Source organism: Nostoc sp. (assembly GCF_036919815.1).
Classification (GTDB): Bacteria; Cyanobacteriota; Cyanobacteriia; order Cyanobacteriales; family Nostocaceae; genus Nostoc.
Map to the genome: position 1 here is coordinate 1 of NZ_JBALCE010000060.1, position 23,162 is coordinate 23,162.

The 23,162-nt window shown below is 41.7% G+C and carries 20 protein-coding genes, 1 tRNA gene and 1 pseudogene; 12 read left to right on the top strand and 10 right to left on the bottom strand.

Going from position 1 to position 23,162, the window contains the following annotated elements:
* Positions 1–338 (top strand): annotated as a pseudogene (locus V7K15_RS14910) (restriction endonuclease subunit R); the annotation flags it as partial.
* Positions 339–438: 100 nt separating this feature from the next.
* Here the strand turns inward: V7K15_RS14910 and acsF are convergent.
* The gene (gene acsF, locus V7K15_RS14915) at positions 439–1,515 is read right to left on the bottom strand and encodes a magnesium-protoporphyrin IX monomethyl ester (oxidative) cyclase (protein WP_334906254.1); all 1,077 of its coding nucleotides are present in this window, start codon (positions 1,513–1,515) and stop codon (positions 439–441) included.
* 525 nt (positions 1,516–2,040) lie between these two features.
* On the opposite strand from acsF, the gene V7K15_RS14920 reads away from it, so the two are divergent.
* The gene (locus V7K15_RS14920) at positions 2,041–2,535 is read left to right on the top strand and encodes a TM2 domain-containing protein (protein ID WP_334906255.1); all 495 of its coding nucleotides are present in this window, start codon (positions 2,041–2,043) and stop codon (positions 2,533–2,535) included.
* A gap of 63 nt (positions 2,536–2,598) precedes the next feature.
* Here V7K15_RS14920 and V7K15_RS14925 read toward each other — a convergent pair whose 3' ends face one another.
* Together V7K15_RS14925 and V7K15_RS14930 are read right to left on the bottom strand one after the other, a co-directional pair.
* Positions 2,599–3,294, bottom strand: coding sequence for a DUF2996 domain-containing protein (locus V7K15_RS14925; RefSeq protein WP_334906256.1), 696 nt, complete (start codon positions 3,292–3,294; stop codon positions 2,599–2,601).
* Positions 3,295–3,984: 690 nt separating this feature from the next.
* Complete coding sequence (locus V7K15_RS14930; protein WP_334906257.1) at positions 3,985–5,649, bottom strand: iron uptake porin; 1,665 nt, start codon at positions 5,647–5,649, stop codon at positions 3,985–3,987.
* A gap of 330 nt (positions 5,650–5,979) precedes the next feature.
* Here V7K15_RS14930 and V7K15_RS14935 point away from each other — a divergent pair, with 330 nt between their 5' ends.
* Positions 5,980–8,337 carry a hypothetical protein gene (locus tag V7K15_RS14935; RefSeq protein ID WP_334906258.1) on the top strand — a complete coding sequence of 786 codons (2,358 nt, stop codon included), beginning with the start codon at positions 5,980–5,982 and terminating at the stop codon, positions 8,335–8,337.
* 100 nt (positions 8,338–8,437) lie between these two features.
* Here the strand turns inward: V7K15_RS14935 and V7K15_RS14940 are convergent, their stop codons facing one another.
* On the bottom strand, positions 8,438–8,629 hold the full coding sequence (locus V7K15_RS14940; protein ID WP_334906259.1) for a hypothetical protein: 192 nt from the start codon (positions 8,627–8,629) through the stop codon (positions 8,438–8,440).
* A 658-nt stretch (positions 8,630–9,287) separates the two neighbouring features.
* Here V7K15_RS14940 and thrC point away from each other — a divergent pair.
* The 7 genes from thrC to V7K15_RS14975 all read left to right on the top strand — a co-directional run bounded on the left by thrC (position 9,288) and on the right by V7K15_RS14975 (position 14,289).
* Complete coding sequence (gene thrC, locus V7K15_RS14945; protein WP_334906260.1) at positions 9,288–10,379, top strand: threonine synthase; 1,092 nt, start codon at positions 9,288–9,290, stop codon at positions 10,377–10,379.
* Positions 10,380–10,478: 99 nt separating this feature from the next.
* Positions 10,479–11,069: a chromophore lyase CpcT/CpeT gene (locus V7K15_RS14950; protein WP_334906261.1), complete on the top strand. Its 591-nt coding sequence runs from the start codon at positions 10,479–10,481 to the stop codon at positions 11,067–11,069.
* A 178-nt stretch (positions 11,070–11,247) separates the two neighbouring features.
* A tRNA-Cys gene (locus V7K15_RS14955) sits at positions 11,248–11,318 on the top strand.
* Between the two features lie 443 nt (positions 11,319–11,761).
* On the top strand, positions 11,762–11,998 hold the full coding sequence (locus V7K15_RS14960) for a hypothetical protein (RefSeq protein WP_334906262.1): 237 nt from the start codon (positions 11,762–11,764) through the stop codon (positions 11,996–11,998).
* A 40-nt stretch (positions 11,999–12,038) separates the two neighbouring features.
* Positions 12,039–12,398: a hypothetical protein gene (locus V7K15_RS14965; RefSeq protein WP_334906263.1), complete on the top strand. Its 360-nt coding sequence runs from the start codon at positions 12,039–12,041 to the stop codon at positions 12,396–12,398.
* 347 nt (positions 12,399–12,745) lie between these two features.
* On the top strand, positions 12,746–13,258 hold the full coding sequence (locus V7K15_RS14970) for a hypothetical protein (protein WP_334906264.1): 513 nt from the start codon (positions 12,746–12,748) through the stop codon (positions 13,256–13,258).
* A gap of 443 nt (positions 13,259–13,701) precedes the next feature.
* Positions 13,702–14,289: a hypothetical protein gene (locus V7K15_RS14975; protein ID WP_334906265.1), complete on the top strand. Its 588-nt coding sequence runs from the start codon at positions 13,702–13,704 to the stop codon at positions 14,287–14,289.
* A gap of 55 nt (positions 14,290–14,344) precedes the next feature.
* Here V7K15_RS14975 and V7K15_RS14980 read toward each other — a convergent pair whose 3' ends face one another.
* The 6 genes from V7K15_RS14980 to V7K15_RS15005 all read right to left on the bottom strand — a co-directional run bounded on the left by V7K15_RS14980 (position 14,345) and on the right by V7K15_RS15005 (position 22,325).
* Positions 14,345–15,547 (bottom strand): site-specific integrase, encoded by a 1,203-nt coding sequence (locus V7K15_RS14980; RefSeq protein WP_334906266.1) that lies wholly within the window; start codon positions 15,545–15,547, stop codon positions 14,345–14,347.
* 248 nt (positions 15,548–15,795) lie between these two features.
* Positions 15,796–18,966: a type I restriction endonuclease subunit R gene (locus V7K15_RS14985; RefSeq protein WP_334906267.1), complete on the bottom strand. Its 3,171-nt coding sequence runs from the start codon at positions 18,964–18,966 to the stop codon at positions 15,796–15,798.
* Positions 18,967–19,736: 770 nt separating this feature from the next.
* Positions 19,737–19,991 carry a DUF4926 domain-containing protein gene (locus V7K15_RS14990; protein WP_334906268.1) on the bottom strand — a complete coding sequence of 85 codons (255 nt, stop codon included), beginning with the start codon at positions 19,989–19,991 and terminating at the stop codon, positions 19,737–19,739.
* 200 nt (positions 19,992–20,191) lie between these two features.
* Complete coding sequence (locus tag V7K15_RS14995; protein ID WP_334906269.1) at positions 20,192–20,458, bottom strand: DUF6883 domain-containing protein; 267 nt, start codon at positions 20,456–20,458, stop codon at positions 20,192–20,194.
* A 32-nt stretch (positions 20,459–20,490) separates the two neighbouring features.
* Complete coding sequence (locus V7K15_RS15000; RefSeq protein WP_334906270.1) at positions 20,491–20,991, bottom strand: hypothetical protein; 501 nt, start codon at positions 20,989–20,991, stop codon at positions 20,491–20,493.
* A 71-nt stretch (positions 20,992–21,062) separates the two neighbouring features.
* On the bottom strand, positions 21,063–22,325 hold the full coding sequence (locus V7K15_RS15005; protein ID WP_334906271.1) for a type I restriction-modification system subunit M: 1,263 nt from the start codon (positions 22,323–22,325) through the stop codon (positions 21,063–21,065).
* A gap of 76 nt (positions 22,326–22,401) precedes the next feature.
* Between V7K15_RS15005 and V7K15_RS15010 the strand changes: the two genes are divergently transcribed.
* Both V7K15_RS15010 and V7K15_RS15015 read left to right on the top strand, forming a co-directional pair.
* On the top strand, positions 22,402–22,536 hold the full coding sequence (locus tag V7K15_RS15010) for a hypothetical protein (protein ID WP_334906272.1): 135 nt from the start codon (positions 22,402–22,404) through the stop codon (positions 22,534–22,536).
* 120 nt (positions 22,537–22,656) lie between these two features.
* The coding region (locus tag V7K15_RS15015) for a serine/threonine protein kinase (RefSeq protein ID WP_334906273.1) at positions 22,657–23,162 on the top strand (506 nt) is incomplete at its 3' end.

The following is a 23,162-nucleotide window of genomic DNA, read 5'->3' on the forward strand; positions in this document are numbered from 1 at the left end:
CAATGAGTTACAATTTTGAACTACAATATAAGGATACTGCTTCATACTTTGGTATCAATCTTGGCAAAAGTACTTGGTGGTTTCTGCGGCTGTATCTATCTTCGCAGAAAAAAAGTTTTATTACTCGGCTAAATGTAGATGAAGTAAAGTCTCTAGCTTTAAATTTTGAAGTGCAGGAAATAACAGCTTCTCTGGGGGATACCGCATCAAAAGTAATTATTTCTTCTGTCAGTGACTTCGATAAGCTGACATCACTGATTCTCAGATGTTACGAAGCAGAAGCAGCCAAGCACCAAGTATTCATACCAGATGTAATTAGAATGGAAAAATCAGCTTAACTCAAGGTATCTACTGCAAAACTACGCCTACCCAACTTTGACAAAAAAAGTGGCTCTGCAATCAGCAGAACCACTAAAGCTTTCGCAAACCTGTTATAACTTAACGAGCAGCCCCTTGAGTAGAAACAGTATCAATCGGTTTCATCAGGTACAGCCGCAATAACTGCCAGCCATTGGAGATGTAAAGCGGCAGTTTTTGGAAGAATTGCAGGAATTTGGGAGTATTGGAGTTAGCGATCGCACTCAGCTTCCCATTATTGCTTATACAAGTATCCAAGCGCTGATAAAACTCTGGATTCTCCACATCCAACATCAGAGGGAACACCCTACCGGCGTTTTCGTTAGTCTTCTGAATAACATGGATGTCGTATTCTCGCGCATCCAGTCCCAGAGTGGCATAAAAGTCTTTCCGTTGGATGTCATTAAGATACATTGTCGCAAACACCGACAACAGGAAGAACCGACTCCACAGCCGGGCTTTCCAATCATTCAATATTTGCGGCTGAGATTTCATGATCGCATCAAAGAAATCGCTGTGACGGTTTTCATCTTGACACCAGTTTTCAAAGAACCGGAAGATTGGATAAATCCGATCTTCGGGATGTGCTTCTAAATGGCGATAAATAGTGATATAACGCCAATAACCAATTTTCTCAGAAAGATAAGTGGCGTAAAAGATGAATTTTGGCTTAAAGAAGGTATAATTGCGGCTCTTAGTCAAAAACCCTAAATCTAGGGACAGATTAAAGTCCGACATAGCTTTGTTTAAAAAGCCAGCGTGACGCGCTTCATCGCGTGACATCAGGTTAAAGCACTCTGCTAAGACGGGGCTTTTGCCTTTCAAGCGACGACCAAGTTCTTTATACAGCAAAAAGCCAGAAAACTCTGCCGTACAGGAACGTTCTAGAAACTCAACGAACAATCGGCGAGTTTCCCCATCAATATGATCCCAGGATTGTTCAAACTCGGCATCCCGAACAAAGTGATGGCGGTTGTAGTCAGTGCGGAACTCTTCGAGAATGGCTTTTAACTCATCTTCGTTGACGGAGATATCCATCCGCGCCATTTCATCAAAATCGGTAGTATAAAACCGAGGTGTTAACAGGGTTTCTTTTGCCGGGACTTTAATCCCTGGCCGGATTTCTTCAAAGCCTGGTTTTTTGAGGGAATCTACCATGTCTTGATTGCTCTTTCGTCTTTATTATCTTGATGTACACCCTTCGGGTTCGGCAGTTCCTCATGGGGGAAACCCCCTCTGAGCGACTGCCTCACCAAAAAGCCAAGGGTAATGCTTTGGCAAGGCGCAACAGCCCACAATATCCATTTGTATAAAGTTTAGTCTACCAAGGTGTGGGTTACAAATTAGTAAGCAAAACATTAAGAGTTGCAACAATGATTCAATGTTTGCGGAATCTAAAATTGCAGATTGGTTGATTATCTTAATATTAACAATCCATGATTAGCATAATTACTGAAAATTTGTTACACCTTTAGTGATATGTTACACTTTTATCAATAACTATAGGTTGGACACTGCTTACAGCATCAAATCAGAGTTGGAGCTAACAGCAGTAGATAATTACAAAAATTGCCAGAAAACAACTGATGCAAGATGTAAGTCTAGCTATCCATATTTAGTATAAAAACAGTAGGAAAAAACCATTTTAGACAACAAGAGTAAATCCAAAGGGTTGAAAACAAGATGAATCTTGAAAACAATCAGCATAAAGACCGACTTCTTGTATCTTACATCTTGTGTGCAGCGCTCTTTTTAGGATTAGGAGGACTGCACCGTTTGTATAATGGCAAAATCGGGACTGGTTTGTTGTGGCTGTTGACCGGTGGTGTCTTTGGTATAGGGCAGTTCGTGGATTTGTTCATCATTCCCAATATGGTTGAGGAATACGAACACAATCTGAGATTAAAAGCGGGCTTATCTCCTTTTGGTGTGCCGTTAAATCAAGCAGTGGTTGCTTCTCAAGTCCACCGCCCAACTGGGAACCAAGTGATGATTAAACTGATCGAAGCGGCGGAAAGCAAGGGTGGTATTTTAACTGTCACTCAAGGCGTGATGTTCACTGGAGCCAGCTTTGCTGAAGTCGAAGCTACTCTCAAGGAGATGTACAAATCAGGTTATGTGAAAATAGATAACGACCCCAATACTGGAGCCGTTACCTACCATTTCCACGAACTTTAAGGGGAGTGGGGAGTGGGGGAGAGAAGAATTAATAACCAATGCCCAATGCCCCATGACCAATAACTAATTTCTACCTAACCACTTTTGACCGTCTAAGCGCTGAACTAAGCCAAATACCAACAAATCGAGGGTAATTTTGCGCTCATCGATTAAGAATGATTCAAGAGTGCTAGGTTTTTTGCCTTCATTACAGGAAAATCCCTTTTTCCCTTGAATATCTTCTTCAGGGAAATATAGGTTAAACTGACGTTGACCTATTTCCGACCAACTGCCGATAATTTGCCAGCATTCTTCGGAGGATTCAAAGCCAGTGATTGACACCTTCTGCTTGGCAAAAGACACCTGTAAATCTTGCACGCCTTGTTGAGCGATCGCTTTTTGTAAAGCTGGTAAGTAATCTTGCTCAATAAACTCTACAAATGGCTTATCTTCAACAGCTGGGGCTTTTTCCTTTTTGGCGGCTTTAGCGGCGGCGGCGGGTTTTTGTTCAGTTGCGGCGGAGGCGGGTTTTTCGCCTACTGCGGCTTTAGCTGCGGGGGCGGGTTTTTCTCGCTTGGGTGATGCAGCAGATGGTTTAGCAGCATTGGGGTTATCTTCGGGGTTTGCGGCTTTCGGATCTGGCGCGTTGGCAGTAGGAAGGTCTGTAGCTTCGGGTGAGTCTGTACTAGGAGCGTGTTCTTCGGCTACACTGGGAGCTTGCTTGTCAACAGTGCTGGGAGCTACTTCTCCCGCTTGATTGTGATTGGTTTGGTCTGCCATTGCTCAGGTCAATCCTTTAATCTAGCAAGGTGAGCGATCGCTCACCTTGAGGTATCGGGTCTTTTTATTTTGACATACTACTACCTCTGCGCGGAATTCTTAATTTGTAATTCAGATACCGCGAAAATTTCATCGGGGCTAGTATGGGCAATTGGCTTTTAGGGAAGAAACTTATTTTCTATAGATTGCACCAATGCGATCGCACTGGTCCAAACAATTCATCCAAATCTTCTGAAATCACCAGCACTGCTGCACCTGGATCTCAATCAAAAGCATCATAAATTCTTTGAGTCGAGGTTTGTTAACTTCCTAAAGCGAATCATTCCCCGCCGCACCAGCCCTTGTCCGTGAGCAGTCAGCATTTTCCAGTAAACTTAAACTTGCTGTCACACCCTTTTCTAAGCGTTCTTCTGGGATTATAGTAAAATTTATAGCTGATAAAAACCTCCATTTACAGAGAAATTAATTTTCGTGTTTTATTGGTAAGTATTTGGCAATTTGGCAGATTGTTATTAAAGTATTTTGATATATTCCAGAAATTACCAAGATGTTTTTACTTATTATACACAGGACGGGCTAACCCCCGTCTTTTTTATTTATGCAAGAAGTCTATTCAATAGTTTGTTGTGCAAAATTAGGTAGATGCCTGTCTCAATACTTAATTACTCTAATATTTATCTACAAGCACAATTAAAAAGTAAAAGTACTCCGTATAAGTCCGATGGTAACTGAGTCACTATCTGGTGTGTTCCCAGGCTCCAAGATATGAATTATTCCTGGTGTAATGCTGATGTTATCTGTTAGCTGGAAACGATAAAATGCCTCGATTTGAGTGGTCGTCCCTGGTTGTCCACCTGCACGTCCTAAACCTGTATTAACAAAATCAGGGACATTATTCCCTATCGGTAGGTCACTACTGGTGATTTTAGGAGGTTGACCGACATAAATTCCCGCCAAATTTCCTTTAGAAAATAAATCAGGGAAATTCAGAAACACCATATAATTCGTCGTCTCTACATTTCCCGATCGCCCAGGAATGTAAGATTTAGTATAACCACCCCAGGCACCTGCGCTAATGTGGGGAGAAATTTGCCAAGTTACAGTCGCACCCACGGCGTTGGTTTGCACAGGTGCTGATTTTCCGTTACTAGTATTAACCGCAGTTAAGCATTCATCGCCAACAAAGGTTAGTAAACAACCATTTGAGGAGTAATTGTTAACGTAATACAAACTTAAATCTAGAGTATCACTTGGTGTCGTCAGCAATTGCACACCTGTAGTAGTGGTTCCATCAAATAAACCGCTATTCTTACCGGGATTTCCTGGTTGATAACTAGTATAAATTGCCTGCAAACTAGCGCGTTTAGCAAATTGCCAATCAATAGCTATACCGCCGTGGCCATAACCCATATTTAAAATTGGGTTTCTTTGGGCAAAATAAGACAGTGGTCCTGTTGCAGCACTTTCTACCCGATTTGGGCCTCGGAAAGCAGTTGGCATACTTACGCCTTCTGTTCCCACCATTATTGCTAATTTATCTGTCACCAGCCAATGAAAATTGAAGTCACTTATAATCAAGTTATTTGTAGGAAATTCGTAGCCAAGTAAAACATCATTTCGGGAAACGCTATTAGTAAATCTAGGTACAGTAGTACCTCTACCATCTACAAGACCTGTAAACAAGTAACTACTGGGAGTGATTTGACTAATTAAATACAGCTGCGCCAGGGATATGAGATGAATGTTTGTCCCTGCATCATTTGTATCTTTTTGTCCATCTCTAGGATTAACATCACCACGATTGTTAGTCCGTCCTTGAATGGCAACTATCAGTAATCCATTGAGTTTGGTTGTTCTTGAGAATTGGTTGGCTTTTATTTCGGCGCTTTTAGCTTCTAAACTATCGACACGACCCCGCAAAGTTGCTAATTCCGGGGCAAATTCTGACTGCAATTTTTGTAAGATTCTTAAATCTTCGCGGGTGACTAAATCACTGGTGGCTGTAGTAATTAATTCGTTGACTCTATTTAAACAAGCATTCACACCGGCGGCAAATTCATATCGAGTTAAGGCGCGATTACCACGATAGCTGCTATCTGGATAGCCGGCTATACAACCATAACGTTCTACCAAAGACTGTAATGCTTGGAATGCCCAATCGTTGGGTTGGACGTCCTTGAGTTGAGAAACCGATGTAACTTGCGCCATTGGATCTTCTGGGGAGAGGGGGGGAGAGGGAATAATCTGATCACTGTTAACTCCTGACTCCTGAGTAGTTACTGTATTTATGTATTCTTGTGCTAGTGCTTTTTCTGCAACTCCATTTACTCCCGCAATTAGTAACCATGTGAACATCCTGGTTTTGCAATGACTGCGGTTAATAAGTTTACCTTTCAACTTTTTACACTCGGCTCACATACTTAAGTGAAGAGTGTATTCGCAATCAGTTAGCGTTCACATGGGGATATTTACGGATTTTTTCCCAAATTAAACTTAATGCTTCTGGGCAACTTTTTGAAAGGACGAGTATAACAGGGTATTAAGTACTGGAGACTTTTAAGGGGGAGATGTAGCTTTAACTTTCCTACGGAACGCTACGCGAACCCGCAGGGTGGGAGATGAATCACTACGCCATGCCCAATGCCCAATGCTCAAAAATATCTATTGGATTGATTGAAAATTAATATGGCAAAACGCTCACGCAAGCTGACGCCAAAAGCCTCTAAACGAAATCAACCTCATGCAGGTGTGATCAAACGCGTCGCTAAAAAACCCCAGAAAAAGCTAAAACGGGGAAGTTGGTTGTCGTCAATGCTAGCAATCGCAATTCTGTTAACTAGTGCTAGTCTAATTATGGCTTTTGCCTGGATTAGCGTTCTCTACATCTTCAATCCAGATCAGGTAAGCTGGCTAAATAAAATTTTACCTGCATGGGCACAAATCCCGCTTGGGAAGCACGAACGCCCCCAAACTCTCAAACAAATTCAACTCGATTTGAGTAAAAAAAACCAAATATTTGGGGAAACTCTGCCTTTAAATCAGGATGCGGAAAACTCATTTTTACTGCCAGTTTTTCAACACCGTGCTAATTGTGAATCTGATTGTGAAGAACTTATGGAACTCAGGGTTTACGAACGTTCAGAAGAGTTAGAGTTTAAATCTCAGTCAGAAAATTACTACTATCTGGCGACTCAATTGCCGATAACTGGACTAGAAGAATCCTTTGTGTCTCCCTTGCTTGATGGGACATCAGAACCCCAGGATATCAACATTTCCCTACCTTTAACTCAAGTGCAACCCTTTGAAAGCGGTACACCATTACCAGGGGTTTGGTTTAATTTGCGGGGTCAACGTCAAGAAGGAACTGGTGCGTTCGCCTACGGTTACGTCGTATACTACAATCCCGAACGCACGAATTTACTACAAATGTTGTCTTGGACTAGTCCTAATGGACAATTGCCAAAATGGCAGCAGGTAACTGGTGATGGTACAAAAGAGTTGGTTGTTGATCAAACTATAGGTTTAGAACCGCACTTACAGCTTTACCAAGTCAAGCCTCTAAAATTATTCCTCAAACCAATTCAATTGGAGGCGATTACCCTTAAATCACCAGCCCTCAAGGATTTAGCATACCAAAATGCTCTATCAATTGCCCGTAGTGGACTTTGGACACCAGCCTTTGAATGGTTGAAATTCATCAAGAAACAGCGCAAAGGAGTTTTACCAGAGGCGGCGCAAGCCCAAATGGATTTGATTCGCTTGCATTCTCAACTTACTAAAACTCAAGCTGATAAAAATTGGGCAAGTCCTAGTCAACAAGTGTTAGCAGATTTGATTGATGGCCGTTGGGGGAAAGCTTTACAGGTGTTTGAAGCGTCGCCACATAATGCCCAAGAAATTGTTACCTTACTCAAAGCTGATGAAAAACGGTTGTGGAATCGCACGGTGGCAGCATTGCGGGTAAACCCAAATAGACTAGATGTGCAAGCTTGGTTCGCTTTGATTTTAGCAGTTCAGCGAGGAGAAGAACATGCTAATTCTTGGTTAAAGGCGCAACCAGAAATTACAAAAGATAATCTTGCCTATATTCAAGGTCTGTTAGTAAGACTTAATCATGAGGGTAGAAAGTCGCAAATATCTTCTACTCACCCTAGTCAAATTGTTGGTACTGTGCAACCAATCACTCAAGTTACCAACAGCGAATGGCTGCAACCAAATTCCCCAGCAGTTTTCAAACTCACAGATAACCAAGTTTGGTATCAGGTGGAAGTGAGTGCATTTAATGATGGGAAACGCTGGCTAAATTCTCCCTTTGAAAATTTCAACTTACCCAAAACTGACGCCGCCAAATTTTTCTGGAAAACTTTGGGAATCACTTCTGACCCGGAAATCCAGATTGTGGTCTGGTTGCCAAATGGAGAACAACAAATTAGTATAGCCACTATCAAAGCGGTGCAACTGCGGGGTAAAGTTTTGCGCCTATTAGCTGCTAGCCCAAAAATCCCAGAGAATCAAAATAATCTTCTCCAACCCAAACCTTTAGCTTTGACAAATGCAGCAGTGGAATGGGTGCAACCATCTCCAATTACTCTCCAAGAACTGCATCAACAAAATCCCCAAGGGGTCAAAGTAATTTTATCGAGTGTGTGGCAATCTTTACAGCAATCTGGTGAAGTTCCGGCTGGTACTATTCCTAGCTTTGAGCAGATGCAGGAAAAGTTGGGTAATTGGCCGGTTCAAGTGATTGATTTAACAAATAACGCTCAACCAGAAATAATACTGACTATCTCAGTAGAAGAAATAGCATCCTTGAATCTGCCTAAACCTGGAATTCAGAGAGAAAACACAAATAACCCCCCTGACCGGACTATAATTTTGTCTGATCAGAATAAAGTCATTTACACTGATTTTACAAGAAATTATCTACAAAAACTCTCGGCGATCGCCAAACTTTCAGGTGTGCAATCCTTAGCTTTACTTGTAGAAAATGCTCATAACTACAGTTTGAGGCGCTGGTCCCAGAAAAATCAGCGCTTTGAATAGCACGCCCCTGACTCAAATTTACCCCTGACTCAAATTTAGATTAGAGAGGGGAAAAGCGTAGGCGTAGCCCGTCGTAGACATCGCTATCTCCAAAAATGACTTATTCTTTTTGGTTGGTGTCGGCTAGACGTTGGTGCTTCAGGTTTTCCAACTGCTGCAACAGAGAGTCTACCTCTGCTTGTAAATGCATAAATTTAGCTTGCTGATCGTCTTGATAATAAGACTTGGTTAACTTACTGACCCAGTTGGTCTGGGACTCGCGATCGGAAACACTAGATAAACAAGTAGACATCGCTAATTAAATCCACAATTTAACTCACACCATTAGAAATATTATAATAATGCTATTTGAAGCTTTATTAAATTATTGTATATTTTAATCAATTACTCTAATGGATTTTAGGTTCAATCATCAGAGACGGTGATCATAATGGCTGTGTTCCAGAGAAAACATCGCCCCAAGTGGCAAAGCTTCTGTCCACTTGAGGTTACTTAGTACACGTCACCGTAAAAGGGGTTCGGAAATATTCAGACTTGATGTTGGGTTTCACTACGTTCTACCCAACCTACGAATGATGAAATTCCATATTCTTTTTGTGGTGTTCTGTAGTTAGCAATACTTAATTAATGCCCTGTCAATTATAGCTGTATGAATTATTGTCGCAGTTTTAGGGGAATTTACGCAAGAGTTTAGACCATCTAGATTTCGTTAAACCGAAGGTCGCGGTGGCACTTTATGATAAACTTACATTCTAAATAAAATAAAAATGGCAAGTGTAACGCCTGCACCACAAAAAATAATATTCTTAAATAATATACGTTTGGAATTAGGCGACTCTTAACTGGGAACTAGCAAAGAAAAATTTACTTTCTTCCTGTTCCCGATTTTTTGCTTCACTATGCCACCGTTTCTAAATATCCAATCCTTACATTAAGAAATTTTAAATCCCGTGACTTTGAGCCTGTCTACTGCTAAATCTCATCGCCAACCCTGGCCTGGACTGATAGAAGCCTATCGTGAATATTTGCCCGTCAGCGAAAAAACACCGATTGTCACTCTGTTGGAGGGTAACACACCTCTAATACCAGTGCCAGCGATCGCCGAACGCATTGGCAGACAAGTGCGGGTTTTTGTAAAATATGACGGTCTCAATCCCACCGGCAGCTTCAAAGACCGGGGGATGACTATGGCAATTTCTAAAGCCAAGGAAGCAGGGGCAAAAGCAGTAATTTGTGCCAGCACGGGCAACACCTCAGCCTCCGCCGCCGCTTATGCTAGGCGTGGGGGAATGAATGCCTTTGTACTGATTCCCGAAGGTTATGTGGCGCTAGGCAAGTTAGCCCAAGCATTACTCTACGGTGCAGAAGTGTTGGCAATTAAAGGGAATTTTGACCAAGCGCTAGAAATTGTCCGCGAGATGTCGAAAAGCTATCCCATAACTTTGGTGAATTCGGTCAATCCCTACCGCATAGAAGGGCAGAAAACAGCAGCCTTTGAAATTGTTGATGTGCTAGGTGATGCCCCAGACTGGCTGTGTATCCCCGTGGGCAATGCCGGAAATATCACAGCATATTGGATGGGATTTTGTCAATATCATCAAGCCAAAAAGTGCGATCGCCTACCCCGAATGATGGGATTCCAAGCCGCAGGTGCAGCCCCATTAGTACATGGTCAGCGAGTGGCGCATCCCGAAACCCTAGCGACAGCAATTCGCATTGGCAACCCTGCTAGTTGGGAGTTAGCTGTTGCAGCCCAAACCGCAAGTCAGGGAAATTTCCACGCCGTTACCGATGCCGAAATTCTCGACGCTTATCGACTTTTGGCAACATCAGAAGGTATCTTCTGCGAACCTGCTAGCGCCGCTTCTGTAGCCGGGTTGTTGCAGGTGAAAGACCAAATTCCGACAGGGGCGACAGTGGTTTGTGTCCTCACAGGCAATGGTCTAAAAGACCCAGATACAGCGATTAAACACAATCACAGTCAATTTCAACAGGGTATTGCACCAGAATTGAGTGTAGTAGCCCAGGCAATGGGATTTTAGCACTCTGGAACTAAGAGCGATCGTAATATCTAATTGAATTGCGTAGGCATCAGAACTTTCCCAGAGGAATTTTAAATTTTGAATTCGGAGCGAAGCGACGTGACTCATTCTACTGATATTGCCACCTTAGCCCGGTGGATGGCAGCTGACTTTAGCAATCAAGAACAAGCTTTTGAAAACCCGCCTTTTTATGCCCACATTCGCGTGTGTATCCGTCCCCTTCCCTTGGAATTGTTCTCAGGGGTAAGTTTGTTTCTCGAACAAGCTTATGATTTTATGCTCAATCAACCCTACCGGATGCGGGTAATGAAGTTGATTCCCACAGAAAACCACATTGTTATTGAACACTACACGCTTAAAGAAGAACAAAAATTTTTCGGCGCATCTCGTGAACCTGAACGTTTAAAAGTTTTATCCGTTGACCAATTGCAAAAAATGCCAGGTTGCAACATGGTTGTAGAGTGGACAGGTAATAGCTTTAAAGGCAGGGTTGAACCTGGTAAAGGCTGCATTGTGGTTCGTGACGGCAAAAATACTTATCTAGATAACGAATTTGAGATTGACGCTAAAGAATTTTTCAGCCTCGACCGGGGAAGGGATTTAGACACAAATGAACATTTATGGGGTTCTATCGCCGGTCCATTTCACTTTGTCCGATGGGGCAGTTTTGCCGATGAAGTAAAGGTTTGACAAGTCGAAAAAAAGCCCGATTTCTCTATTATTCTCTCGTTCCCATGTGAAGCATGGGAACGAGGAAAAAAATTACAGATTAGCTTTTGTGCTACTATTGTTAAATTAGCGCTGTTAGCTCCTCTTTGGCTCTCAAAACTATCGAGTTGCAGGCAGAAGGCTGTATGTTTCATGCTGTGGCGGCATAGCCAAGTGGTAAGGCAGAGGTCTGCAAAACCTCCACCCCCGGTTCAAATCCGGGTGCCGCCTTTAGGTTTTCAGCCTTTCAGGATAATCAAAAACCAAATAAAAGGCTTTCTTGATATTCAAAGTGATATTCAAAACCTCCGGGTTAACCCCAGGAGGTTTTTTTTCTTTGGTTACTAGACGGACTCGGTAATCCTTTCTAACTCAAGTTTAGTAACTTCTATGGTTAATAATGCTCCATTATTAAAGGTTACTGTTTGGCCATATTGACCCGCGTAGCTGTTCTGGAAAGTTAACATTTGTCCATATTCGCCTATGTAAGGTAACTCGATACCATCGACAATATAAAGCTTATTTATAGTTAAGGGAAGTTTGGCTTGAGACATCTTTGTAAATCGGTAGGGTACTCACACTAAGTCAACTTGACTATATTAGGATATCTAGTTGACTATATTAGGACACATGGCTTATTTTTATGGCTAACAAAAAACTACCAATCACTTTAGATGAACACTCCTTTCTCAAACTCAAAACCCTTTCTAAACAATCTAATATCTCTATGGCAGCCATCATCCGACAACTTATCGCTAAAGCAGCTACGGAATGATATTAAGGAACAAAGCGATCGCCAAGTAGAACTACGGAAGACCATTGATCGCATTGAAGTTACTGTTAATGAACAAACCCAAGTTTTAAACTTCATCGCCCAGAGGCTATCACCTCCCAACCAAGACCAACATTAAGAACAATAAGAAGACCAAAGGTCTTAAGGAACCCTAGACAATGACTTATCAATCAAACTTTGATATTAATGCTCATGTAGCCCAACTGATAGCCGAGGCTAAAGAGGAACAAACCAAATATGATGCTCGGTTAGCAGAAATAAAAGCCAAGGAAACCCAGGCACGCAAAGAGCAACAGAAGCGCCAACATAGTCAAGACCTGACATCTAAAACTGCCAGCTTGTTAATACAGAAGTCCATTGATAAAGGTAGCCTAGATTCTGAACAATACCAGAAAGTTTATGAGATAACTTATAAGATAGATGGTCAACAAAAAGCCCAAGAGTTATTTGTTTCCTCTGTTATTTCTCTGTTAAGCCACAAGCACTTCGGGGTTGAATCAGCTATGTTATTACCTTGACCAATGATGAGGGGGTTACTTGGTTAGAAATCATTTACCGTAAGGATTGCGATAGTAACTTACAAGGTTTTCTCTCGGATGTTAAGTTCCCTGGCTAGAACCACCAACGCACAACGGGGGGATATCTAAATGACTGAATAGGGGTACAAACAACACCGAAAGACCCAAGGATACCTGATGACCCCTAAGCAACTATTTATTTTAAAGTCCCTAACCCCTAAACAAAAAGCCTTATACCGCCAACTAACCCCAGAGCAAAGACAAAGGCTCCTAGAAGTCTTAGGGCGCAAGCAAGCTACACAACGGAGAATAAAGAGAATCACAGCATCATCTAGGAGGGTAAAATAATGGCTAACAAGAAACCCTGTGTAGTCGATTTACTACCAGATGATATCAGGGAAGCTGTAGACGCACAGTTATCTAAAAGCATCCCAGCCCCAGCGATCGCTAAATGGTTAGTAGCAAGGGGTCATAAGGTAACAGCTAGGCAGATTTATGGCTACAAGGCTAACACAGTACCCAAGGCTATCCCTACTACCCTAACAGACCCTAATAGCTATAATGACTACTCAGACGCGGATAAGCTTCAGAGTCCACTAAAGACCACATTAGTTACCATAGATACCTTGAATGATTCCTTTAAGGTCACTGGCGACCTAAGCACTGTCAGAGCGCTACGAGAAATGATTGAGACTGCATCAGGGCTTCTGAAATACCAACTACAGTACAGCCAGCCTGACCCAGTGGTTAATGTATCCTTCAGGGTAGGGAGCCTAGAGGAAGAAATGGGGGTTCCTGAGTACACCGAGGACTACCAGACGCACTACGGCAATAATCAGGGAAATCTACCCCATGATTAGGTAAATACTCTAGAATCCCCTAGAATGCCCCAGAATACCCTTAGAATCCCCTAGAGATACAAGTTGCATCTAGGGGATTTTTGATGCCTCTGTAGCCTATTGTGACCCCTGACGCTTCGGCGATCGCTAATAGTGTCACCAGGATTATGAAACCAGATTATCTGGTATTTTACTAGCTGAATATTTATCTACCTGTATTAGGATTTTGCATAGTCTAAGCCTTGCCCTGTAAGCATCCTGGGGATTTTAAGGTTTATTTAGTTGCAACTAAACGCATTGGGACTCTAAGACCACTAGGAGCCAATAATGACTATTTGTTAATAAGTAATCCTAAAGTATTACCCTAATGAACCCTTAGAGTTCATCTAACTGACCAATGCAAAATCCCTGTAAGTAGTTACTAGCTACGCACAGGGTTATCTAATACTTTTAAAATAAGTCCTTTGTCTATCATAACATACATTGCGCCTAATGGCACAAGTAGAAACTCTGAACATTTTCAGGATTCCTTTAGCGATCGCCTAGCCTGTGGTAATGCCTGGGAATACTCACTAGTCGCGCACCTGAAGACCCACGGGTTAGACAAGGTTTATCAGGTTGATCAATATCTACCATATCGGTCTGAGGTCTGTTACTGGCAGAATAACCCCATGAAACCAGATCCCCAAGGTTGGCGGGATAACCCTAAGTCTGAGTTATCTAAGTCATCATTTGCCAAGTTCCAAAGGGATGTACGGATTATCCACAATGGACAGGGTTACAACATAGAGGTCAAGTCGGGGGCTGATAAGTTCAAGTACCATAACATCCTAGTTGGTGGCATAGATACCAGATGGGCTAAGTATAGATTCCCGGTTCACTTTGTAGTTGCCATCGATCGCACCACGGGGGAAGCCAGGGTAACTGAGGCGGACAGGTTAACCAGAGAAACCAGTTGGTTAAGGGTCAAGTCCCAGGAGTTATCTTATGCAGTCCCCAGGTATTTATTTAAACCCCTGGATAGCTGGTTAGACTTCCTCAGAGACACATAACCAACAACAAAACCCCCGGATCATTCCAGGGGTTTTTCATAGGTTAACCAGTTTACTAGAGTTCTGGAAGGTTTAGTGGTACTGTGTTACCCGCATAGTGCTTCAGAATAATCTCTGGGCTGTTACCAACTAACTTGGCCACTGTGGAGACTGTTAACCCCTCAGCCAGCATTAGGGTGATAAAGGTGTGCCGGGTGTTATATGGGCATCGATAGCGCTCTATTTTACCAGCATCTAATAACCCCTGGATAACTCCATTGTAGTTTTTATTACTTGTCCTGCCCCCTTTCCAGACCTGAGTAGAAAATCTGGTATTGCTGATTATTCCTCCAGTGGGACTAGTAAATACTTGTGATTCTGGGCTGATATCCTGGGGCTTAATGGATAACAATAGTTCCCTAACTTGGGTGTTACAGGGAAACTTCCTAGCCTTGCCAGTCTTAGTACCCTTCCTAATATTTAACTGGCTATCATAGGACTCACAGAAGTTAATCTGTGTGCATTCAGGGTTAATATGTTTCCATTGGATAGCGATCGCTTCCCCAGTCCTGCAACCAGTCCAGAATAGGAACTTAACAAAGGGGGCATAGTGCGCCCTGGTAGTCTCAAATGCCTGGATGATGTTATTCATCTCCTGTTTGCTAAATGGGTCAATGGCATCTGAATCATGCTTTGGTAACTTGATGTCCTCTGACATCCCGGCAAAGGGGTTATCCTTAGCCATACCGGAGCCAACAGCCCATTTACAGCAAGCGGCTAAATAGGTTAGTACTCTCTTGGCAGCATTAGGAGACAGTTGGGTTAACAGGTGATCTCTGATTGCGATCGACTGGCTTAAGTCCTTTGTCGGTAGCCCCTTAATATGGTTAGTGTACTTTCTGGCATAATCGCGCAGATATGTGGTAGAGGCTAGCTGCGGTTTCATATAGACACAGTATTGCTCCCATAGTCCCATGATGTCTGTCTGTGGTGTCTTGGGGCTAACCAGGGTTAACAGGGGTTTTCTGTAGCTCTCTAGTTTCTCTTTGTAGCGCTCAAGTGTTGGGTCAAGCTGCCCTGTGATTATCTCTTCTTCTATCCAGTTAGCAACTGAATCCACTCGCCGCCTATTAATATCATTTGAATCTAACCCAGTACTAATGATAACTTGTTTACCCAGTGGTGTTACTGACCTGGGTAATCTCAGCCTTAGCTTACCTCTGAACTCCTCAACACCGACATTACCCCTGGCTGTCCTAACTGTCTTGGCTATACCCATTTGAATATCTCTAACCTCTATCTCCCTATGATATTCATTTTGATATTCAAAGTCAAGCGATTATTGCTAGATTGTTGACTTTATGGGCATTTTTGAAGCCAAAGGGTACACAGTACCGATCTGCAAAACCTCCACCCCCGGTTCAAATCCGGGTGCCGCCTTTAAATAAATATAAGTATTACAGGGCTTTTCAAACAACCTCTAAGGCTTAGGTCGTCTGATAAAAGCAGATTTTGTACTAGTAGAATTTACGCACCAGCATCATAGATACTCCCTTGTCCAGAATAATTCTCATAAATGTGCTGATAAACTTCCTGACATTTCTGTTCATACACTTCAGCAGAATAACTCTGGGGTAACTTATCCAAATTATCTTTAATTGCCACTTCTACTGATGCTCTGGTTTGCTGTCTCTTCTTCCAATCCAAAACTAACTTCTCTTTTTTGAGAGTTTTCAATAATTCTTTGGCAACTTGTTTGACTTCCTGTTCCTCTTGCTTAGTCAGTTTAATTTCTGGTTTAGTCAAGAAGTCAAAAATTGCTAGTTCTTCTTCAGTGAGATTTTGCGCGATCGCTCTTTTATCTTCAACACCCAATTCCTGAGCAAAGTTAATCAAATCATTGAAGAATATTTGCACGTTGCGTGAGTCAGCGTTGTGTTTTGCTATCATCTGCTGGAATTTCTCCAGGTAGCCCATGCGTGTTTTATTTAACTTCAGCATCTGCTGGAGCTTTTGCGCGATCGCAGTTTTTAGCTTTTCTGTCTCCGTTCTCTGGTAGTCAGTATTAGCAAATTTATTTTTTAAGGCTGCAAAGTCGATTTTGCTTAAGTCGATGCGTTGACTGTGGGATTCCTGAATCACAAACTCCCCAGCAGTGATGGACAAATCCAACAGTTCTTCCACTTCGGACATCACTTCGGACATATCAACTTCTGGTACTTCTGCCAGAATTTGGTCTTTGATTGCCTGCAAATGAGCATTGATAAGAGTAAACTCATTAGCACCAGCATCTGGAAGAATGGCTTTGTAAAGTTTGTTAACGTTACCTGTTAGAGAAAGATAAGTTTTTTTGGCATCATCATTAAAAATGATCGATTCTACTGCATCTGCCCAAAATTTGGTGCGTGTAAAACCTTGTGCTGACTCCAGTACACCAAAATCAATGCCTTTTTGCGTACAGAATGTTGTGGTTTGGGCGATCGCTTCTCTCAATTGTGCCACTAAAGCTGTTTTAGCTTTAACTGGCGTATCCCCTTCTTGAATACTACCACCAGATGCAGAACCATAAATAGCTAGTGCTTTCTGTAAATCTCGGAAGACACCAATATAATCAACGATCAGTCCATTTATTTTACCTGGGAAGACACGATTTGCTCTGGCAATCGTTTGCATCAGACTATGGTTCTTCATCGGTTTGTCTAGGTAAATGGTGGAACAACTGGGGACATCAAATCCAGTCATCCACATGGCGCAGACAAATATGATGCGTAGGGGATGAGATGGATCTTTGAATTTTTCATCCAATGGCGGAGATTGACTCACTAACCTTTGACGGTGAGGAGTGATATCTAATTCTTTTTGCTGAAATACTTCTACTTCATTTTGAGACTGAGATATGACTACTGCCATATCTGTTTCTTCCATATATTTAATAGTGACTGATAATTTTTTTTGTTCAAATTCGCTTAAATTAAACTGAGCAAGTTGATTTCTAAACTCTTGCAGGTGTTCTTGCCAGTAGTGCTGAACTTTGTTGTACATTTTGACAGCAGTAAATCTGTCAATGCTGACAATCATTGCTTTACCTTGATAACCTCTACCCAACAAGTGGGTGACAATATCTTGAGCAATTTTCTCTAATCGGTCATCTCTGGTAATTAATTGATATTCTCTGGCACATTGTCTTTCTAATTTCTTCTCTTCCTCCTCATCCAGTGTTGCAGATTCAATGATTTCTGCCATATTTTCATTGAGTGCATCATTGGTGAGTTGCAATTCGGGAATTCGGTTTTCGTAGTAGAGGGGAACTGTGGCGCTATCTTCTATTGATTCGCGGAAGTTATAAATGCTGATGTAATCACCAAAGGTTTTTTTGGTTTCTTGCTCTCCTAACATTAAGGGTGTACCAGTGAAACCAATGAATGCTGCATTAGGTAAGGCATTTCTCATGTTGAGAGCAAATGTGTCATATTGACTGCGGTGTGCTTCATCTGCAATCACAATAATATCTGACCTATTTGAAATTATCGGGTAGGTTCCGCCTTTTTCGGTGCGGAATTTTTGAATCATCGTGAAGATGTAGCGATGATCTTCATGCAGGAGTTGTTTGAGGTGTTCTCCACTTTTAGCGCGGACATTTTTTTCGATTTCTGTCACAGCACCAGCATAGGCAAAGTTTTTGTATATTTGTTCGTCTAAATCTTCTCTGTCGGTGATAATTAGAAAATTCCAGTTTCCATAGAGTTTTCGCACCACTTTTTGGGAGAAGAAGACCATTGAATAACTTTTACCGCTACCTTGGGTATGCCAAAATACTCCTAATCTGCCTTGGTTGGATTTAATTTCTGTTACTGCGGTAACTGCTTGGTTAACTCCTAAATATTGGTGATTTTTGGCAATGATTTTAACTAAACTGCCTTTGGCAGAATAAAAGAAGATAAAATTTTCAACTAAATCCAGTAATTTGGTAGGTTCACAAGTTCCTCTAATAATGGTGTCTAGAGAAATTATCCCTTCTTCTCCTTCAGAATTTATCTTTTTCCACTCAGCGAAATGTTCCCATTTGGCAGTTAAGCCACTAATGCGACTTTTTGTACCATTGGAGAGGATGATAAATGCGTTGTACCAGAAGAGTTGGGGGATAGTTTGCTTGTAATCTGTGAGATTGTTTTTATAGGCAAGTTCTAAGCGTTGGTGATGTGCTTTTAATTCAATGAATACTAAGGGTAAACCATTCACAAACCCGATTAAATCTGTTCTTCTGGTGTAAATCTCTCCTGTAACCCAGAATTGGGAAGCGAGAAAAAAATTATTATTTTCTGGGTGATTCCAGTCAATGACTTTGACTGTTTCTGCTTCGTCTTCACCCTCATCATTTTTAAAACTGACTTTTACTCCATCTTTGAGGAGTTGATAAATTTCTGCATTCGCATTGGCTAAACTCAATGTGTTTCTATCACGAGTTAATTCTTCAATGGCAAGTTGGATAGTTTCTGTGGGTAAGTCAGGGTTTAAGTTTTGTAAAGCTAACTGGAGTTTGGGAATTAAAACTACCTCACCCTTTGTCTCTCTCCCCAGTGTGCTGTTTGTACCAAAGGTTTCATGGAAACAGTTGGCTGTTTGCCATTGCAGTTGAGAGAATAGGTCAATGGTGGCATTCTCTAACGCTGCTTCTGAGTCTGGGTGAGGTGGACGCATAAGTATGGAGTATCGATTTACTCCATTCTTAACTCAAAAATTTGGTGTTGGCGATTGAGGGGGTGATTTTCTCACGCACAGTTGCAAAGGCTCAACCCAATCTACACAGCTTGATTGCGGTGCGACAAAGTTTTAAGTACTCCAACACGACTTTTAAGTACTCCAAGACGAGTTTTAAGTACTTCAACACGACTTTTAAATACCTAAATACGACTTTTAAGTACTTCAACACGACTTTTAAATACCTAAATACGACTTCCGAGTACTCCAACACGACTTTTAAGTACCTAAATACGACTTCCAAGTACTCCAACACGACTTCCAAGTACCTAAATACGACTTTCAAGTACCTCAACACGACTTTTACAGCAGATTGCAAGTTGGTAAGGTACAGATAAGGTTTTTTGATGACACACCTTAGATCACAAAGACGCGATAAATCGCCGTCTTTACAATAATCAGTCCTTTGTAGAGATGGCGATTTATCGCGTCTCTTGCCTTAATTTATCGCGTCTCTTGCCTTAGCCCTGTTTTGTCACAGGGCTAAGAGGATGTTTGAAAAGTCCTCTTATCGGTATCAAAAGTTTTAGATCCCCCTAAATCCCCCTTAAAAAGGGGGACTTTGACTCCGGTTCCCCCCTTTTTAAGGGGGGTTAGGGGGGATCTAAAGTACCTAAAGTTACAGAGAAATACTTTTCAAACATCCTCCAAAACTGGAACCCATGATTTCTGGGTTAAATGTGATTCGTTTTAGTGGTTTTATTGGGTGACTATTTTAATTCTGCTAATGGGCGAATAGCAAGAACTGCATCGCTAGGCATTTTTTTTACTGCTGACATGGGAACGGTAAAAACAGCGATAGAGTCACCTGCTGCATTAAATACTTCTAATATATAGCCATCTTCTCCACCGCTTGGATGAGTCACATAATCAATTATCATGGCGACATCACCCTGTTTGAGGTTGTATTCTGGGAAATCACGACGGAGAGCAACATACTGATATAGTTCCAATTTCATGATCATTAGTCCTTCTTTGGTTTCAAGGTAACGCGATGTGCAACTTATCCTTAAAACCCCTCTCCAAACCTCTCCCCCACAGGGAGAGAGGCTTTGATTCTTGCTCCCCTTCCCTTGTAGGGAAGGGGTTGGGGGTTAGGTCTGAGAGAAAGTTGCACACGGCGTAAGGTAATAAAACGAAAGCTTCCGTCATGTTTTGATTGTAGTCAAACTGTAATAACTGCTAAATTTTGACCATTTACTCTTTGTAGGTATCCAGCAATGGTGTAAAAAGTTCCATATTCATTAGTATTATCTTGTACTGCTTCGTTGGTGGTGGCGAGTTGTCGAATCGCTGTCAATAAATCTTCTGGGTTATTTTGTGTAAATCCTGCTTGGGCTAAAAATTTTGATTTATCATCTTTGATGCGGGGAACTAGAAGATAGCGGGTAACTTTTTCTTCGGGAATGATGATATTATCGGGGATTTTCACAATTTAGTTTTTATCTGGTAATTTTTAATTGTTTAAGCAGCTATGTCCTCTGTGGTGATGTCTAGGCGTTCTACGTCGATTTCTCCTGAGATGAATTTGGGGAGGAGTAAATCGCGGGTTTTGCGGAGGTTGGAGTTTTTATGAGCTAATAGATAAATTTGACGAAACAATGGAGATATTAACTTAGAAAATGTGGAAATGGTTGCAGCATCAGGGTGAGCAAATAAAAATGCATCAAAACAAGCTTCTTGTACTCTTTGCCTACCTGTAGCTCCAGTCATACTTTTGATAGCATTATCTCTAAAATCATTTGAATGAGCCATTAAATAAACATATTGTGGACAAAGAGTATTAGACCTGAGAACAATAAACTCTGTTGAACCAAATGCAACAGCGTCATCATTAGTTAAAAATTGTACATACCCTGTCTTGCCATTCTCAAGACATGGAGTTATTCGAGCAAAGAGAGTATCACCATTCTTAAATTTTGAGCCACTATTGCCTAAACGGTATTCAATCTCGTTAATAAGCATTGAATTATTAGATAAACAACTCATTGATACAAATGGTTTTTCACCTTCTTTTGGAACTGAAGTTTTAGGATTTACAAAAATAGCGTCTCTAGATTCGCCAAAAATTCAATCTGTTCGGCGCTAAACTCCCGATGCGCTCGATCAATTTGACGGTAAATGTGCCTAGCATCCAGAAATAATACCTTATCCCTGCGGATAGTATCTGCTTTCCCCTTATCCAAAAACCACAAAGTACAGGGTAAAGTAACAGTGTAGAAAAAATTAGAACCAACAGCAATCATCACATCCACTGCATGAGATTGGATGAGTTTCTGCCGAATTTCTAACTCAGTTCCTCGCGCATCACTCGCAGAATTAGCCATGACAAATCCTGCCCTACCTCTGGCATTTAATGCACTCCAGAAAAAATGAATCCACAGGTAATTACCATTATCTGCCTTGGGCATCCCAAATGTGCAAACACGCGGATCTCCTTTGATTTTTTCTTTGTCCACCTTGTCTACATTAAAAGGTGGATTAGCCATCACAAAGTCAAACTTGCTGACCGACTCGTGAATGTCTTCATAATAAGTATTACTCTGCCGAATATCTCCTGCAAGTCCATGTACCGCTAAGTTCATCCTGCACAAGCGCACAGTTTCACCTACTTTTTCCTGTCCATAAATACTAATTTCTGTACTGGGATTTTTCTTGTGCCTTTCTACAAAAGATGCACTTTGGACAAACATACCACCACTTCCACAAGCCGGGTCATAAATTCGTCCATGATAAGGTTCGATTACTTCCACAATCAGCTTTACCACAGAAATAGGAGTAAAAAATTCTCCCCCCTTCTGTCCCTCACTCATAGCAAACTTACCCAAGAAGTATTCATAAATCTTCCCGAAAGCATCACCTGATAAATCTATTCCTAATTCGACTTTGTTAAAGTTTTTCAGCAAGTCAAATAACAGATCATTTTCCAGGCGATTATAAGTTTTGGGGAGAATATCCTTTAATTCTTCATTTTCTGCTTCTATGGCACGCATGGCATCATTAATTCCCTTACCAATGTCTGCGCTTCCTGGTAAATTCAGCAGTGTAGAGAATCTGGCAGCATCAGGCAAGTACATTACACCCTTGGCTTGGTAGTCTGCTTTGGTAATCCCACGTCTTCTACTACCTATATTTTTCAGTTCTTCCTCAGCATGGGTAAATTTCCAATCAGCGTAGCGGAGGAAGACTAACCCCAGTACTGGGATAGAATACTCACTAGACTTTAGCTTGGAGTTAGCGCGTAACTCATCAGCTGCTTCCCATAAACGTTTCTCCAAGTCAGTAGTATTAGCAGGCATAGTCAGACATCAGATTATCAAATCTACTCATCATAGGATAGTTTGCGTGTTACCTACCACTTGGTGAGCTACCAACTTGAGCAGAAATCCACCAGATGATGACACCTTGGGCAAACAATGGGCGATGTCTGGTGACAAGAAGCAGAGCTTCTACGCCTTTTTGGGTTATCAGGCAGAATTAGGTTGTGTGCGATGTGCGATCGCACCTTGACAAAACGTGATGCTAAAAGAGTCCCGTTTTTGATATGAGCAAACGGTGAGTAATTATTCTCATAATGAGAATTGCTGTATACTTTTAGGGATGCCAGATTATACTCTACAGAGAAAATCTATGATTGCTCTACCTGGTATTACCATCCAAGATCAGATATACGAAAGTTCTAATTCTTTAGTGTATCGGGGCATCAGAGATGATGGAGTGGCGATCATCGCAAAAATGCTCAAGCAAAATTATCCGTCTCCTCAAGAACTTACCCGCTACAGACAGGAATATAAAATTACTCGTTGCCTCAATTTGGAAGGAGTTATCAAGGCATACAGCCAGCAGGACTATCAACGCACTCTGGTAATTCTCTTAGAAGATTTTGGCGGAGAATCCCTAGAGCAATGGATGCAAAAGCGCCCAGAGAAGTTCTGCCCTTATCCCTTATCCACTTTTCTTGGTCTTGCGATCGCCCTCACAAACATTCTGGGTAGAATCCATGCAGTTAATGTCATTCATAAAGATATCAATCCGGGAAATATTGTTCTCAATCCAGATACTGGCGTTGTCAAAATCATTGACTTCGGGATTGCTACCCAATTTAATCGCACGAATCCGACTTTCAAAAGTCTTCA

What these genes read in the sequence shown, in the direction of transcription:
- acsF (WP_334906254.1), bottom strand. Translation starts at nt 1,515, where the DNA reads ATGGTAGATTCCCTCAAAAAACCAGGCTTTGAAGAAATCCGGCCAGGG.
- V7K15_RS14920 (WP_334906255.1), top strand. Translation starts at nt 2,041, where the DNA reads ATGAATCTTGAAAACAATCAGCATAAAGACCGACTTCTTGTATCTTAC.
- V7K15_RS14925 (WP_334906256.1), bottom strand. Translation starts at nt 3,294, where the DNA reads ATGGCAGACCAAACCAATCACAATCAAGCGGGAGAAGTAGCTCCCAGC.
- V7K15_RS14930 (WP_334906257.1), bottom strand. Translation starts at nt 5,649, where the DNA reads ATGTTCACATGGTTACTAATTGCGGGAGTAAATGGAGTTGCAGAAAAA.
- V7K15_RS14935 (WP_334906258.1), top strand. Translation starts at nt 5,980, where the DNA reads ATGGCAAAACGCTCACGCAAGCTGACGCCAAAAGCCTCTAAACGAAAT.
- V7K15_RS14940 (WP_334906259.1), bottom strand. Translation starts at nt 8,629, where the DNA reads ATGTCTACTTGTTTATCTAGTGTTTCCGATCGCGAGTCCCAGACCAAC.
- V7K15_RS14960 (WP_334906262.1), top strand. Translation starts at nt 11,762, where the DNA reads ATGAACACTCCTTTCTCAAACTCAAAACCCTTTCTAAACAATCTAATA.
- V7K15_RS14965 (WP_334906263.1), top strand. Translation starts at nt 12,039, where the DNA reads ATGACTTATCAATCAAACTTTGATATTAATGCTCATGTAGCCCAACTG.
- V7K15_RS14970 (WP_334906264.1), top strand. Translation starts at nt 12,746, where the DNA reads ATGGCTAACAAGAAACCCTGTGTAGTCGATTTACTACCAGATGATATC.
- V7K15_RS14980 (WP_334906266.1), bottom strand. Translation starts at nt 15,547, where the DNA reads ATGGGTATAGCCAAGACAGTTAGGACAGCCAGGGGTAATGTCGGTGTT.
- V7K15_RS14985 (WP_334906267.1), bottom strand. Translation starts at nt 18,966, where the DNA reads ATGCGTCCACCTCACCCAGACTCAGAAGCAGCGTTAGAGAATGCCACC.
- V7K15_RS14990 (WP_334906268.1), bottom strand. Translation starts at nt 19,991, where the DNA reads ATGATCATGAAATTGGAACTATATCAGTATGTTGCTCTCCGTCGTGAT.
- V7K15_RS15000 (WP_334906270.1), bottom strand. Translation starts at nt 20,991, where the DNA reads ATGCTTATTAACGAGATTGAATACCGTTTAGGCAATAGTGGCTCAAAA.
- V7K15_RS15005 (WP_334906271.1), bottom strand. Translation starts at nt 22,325, where the DNA reads ATGCCTGCTAATACTACTGACTTGGAGAAACGTTTATGGGAAGCAGCT.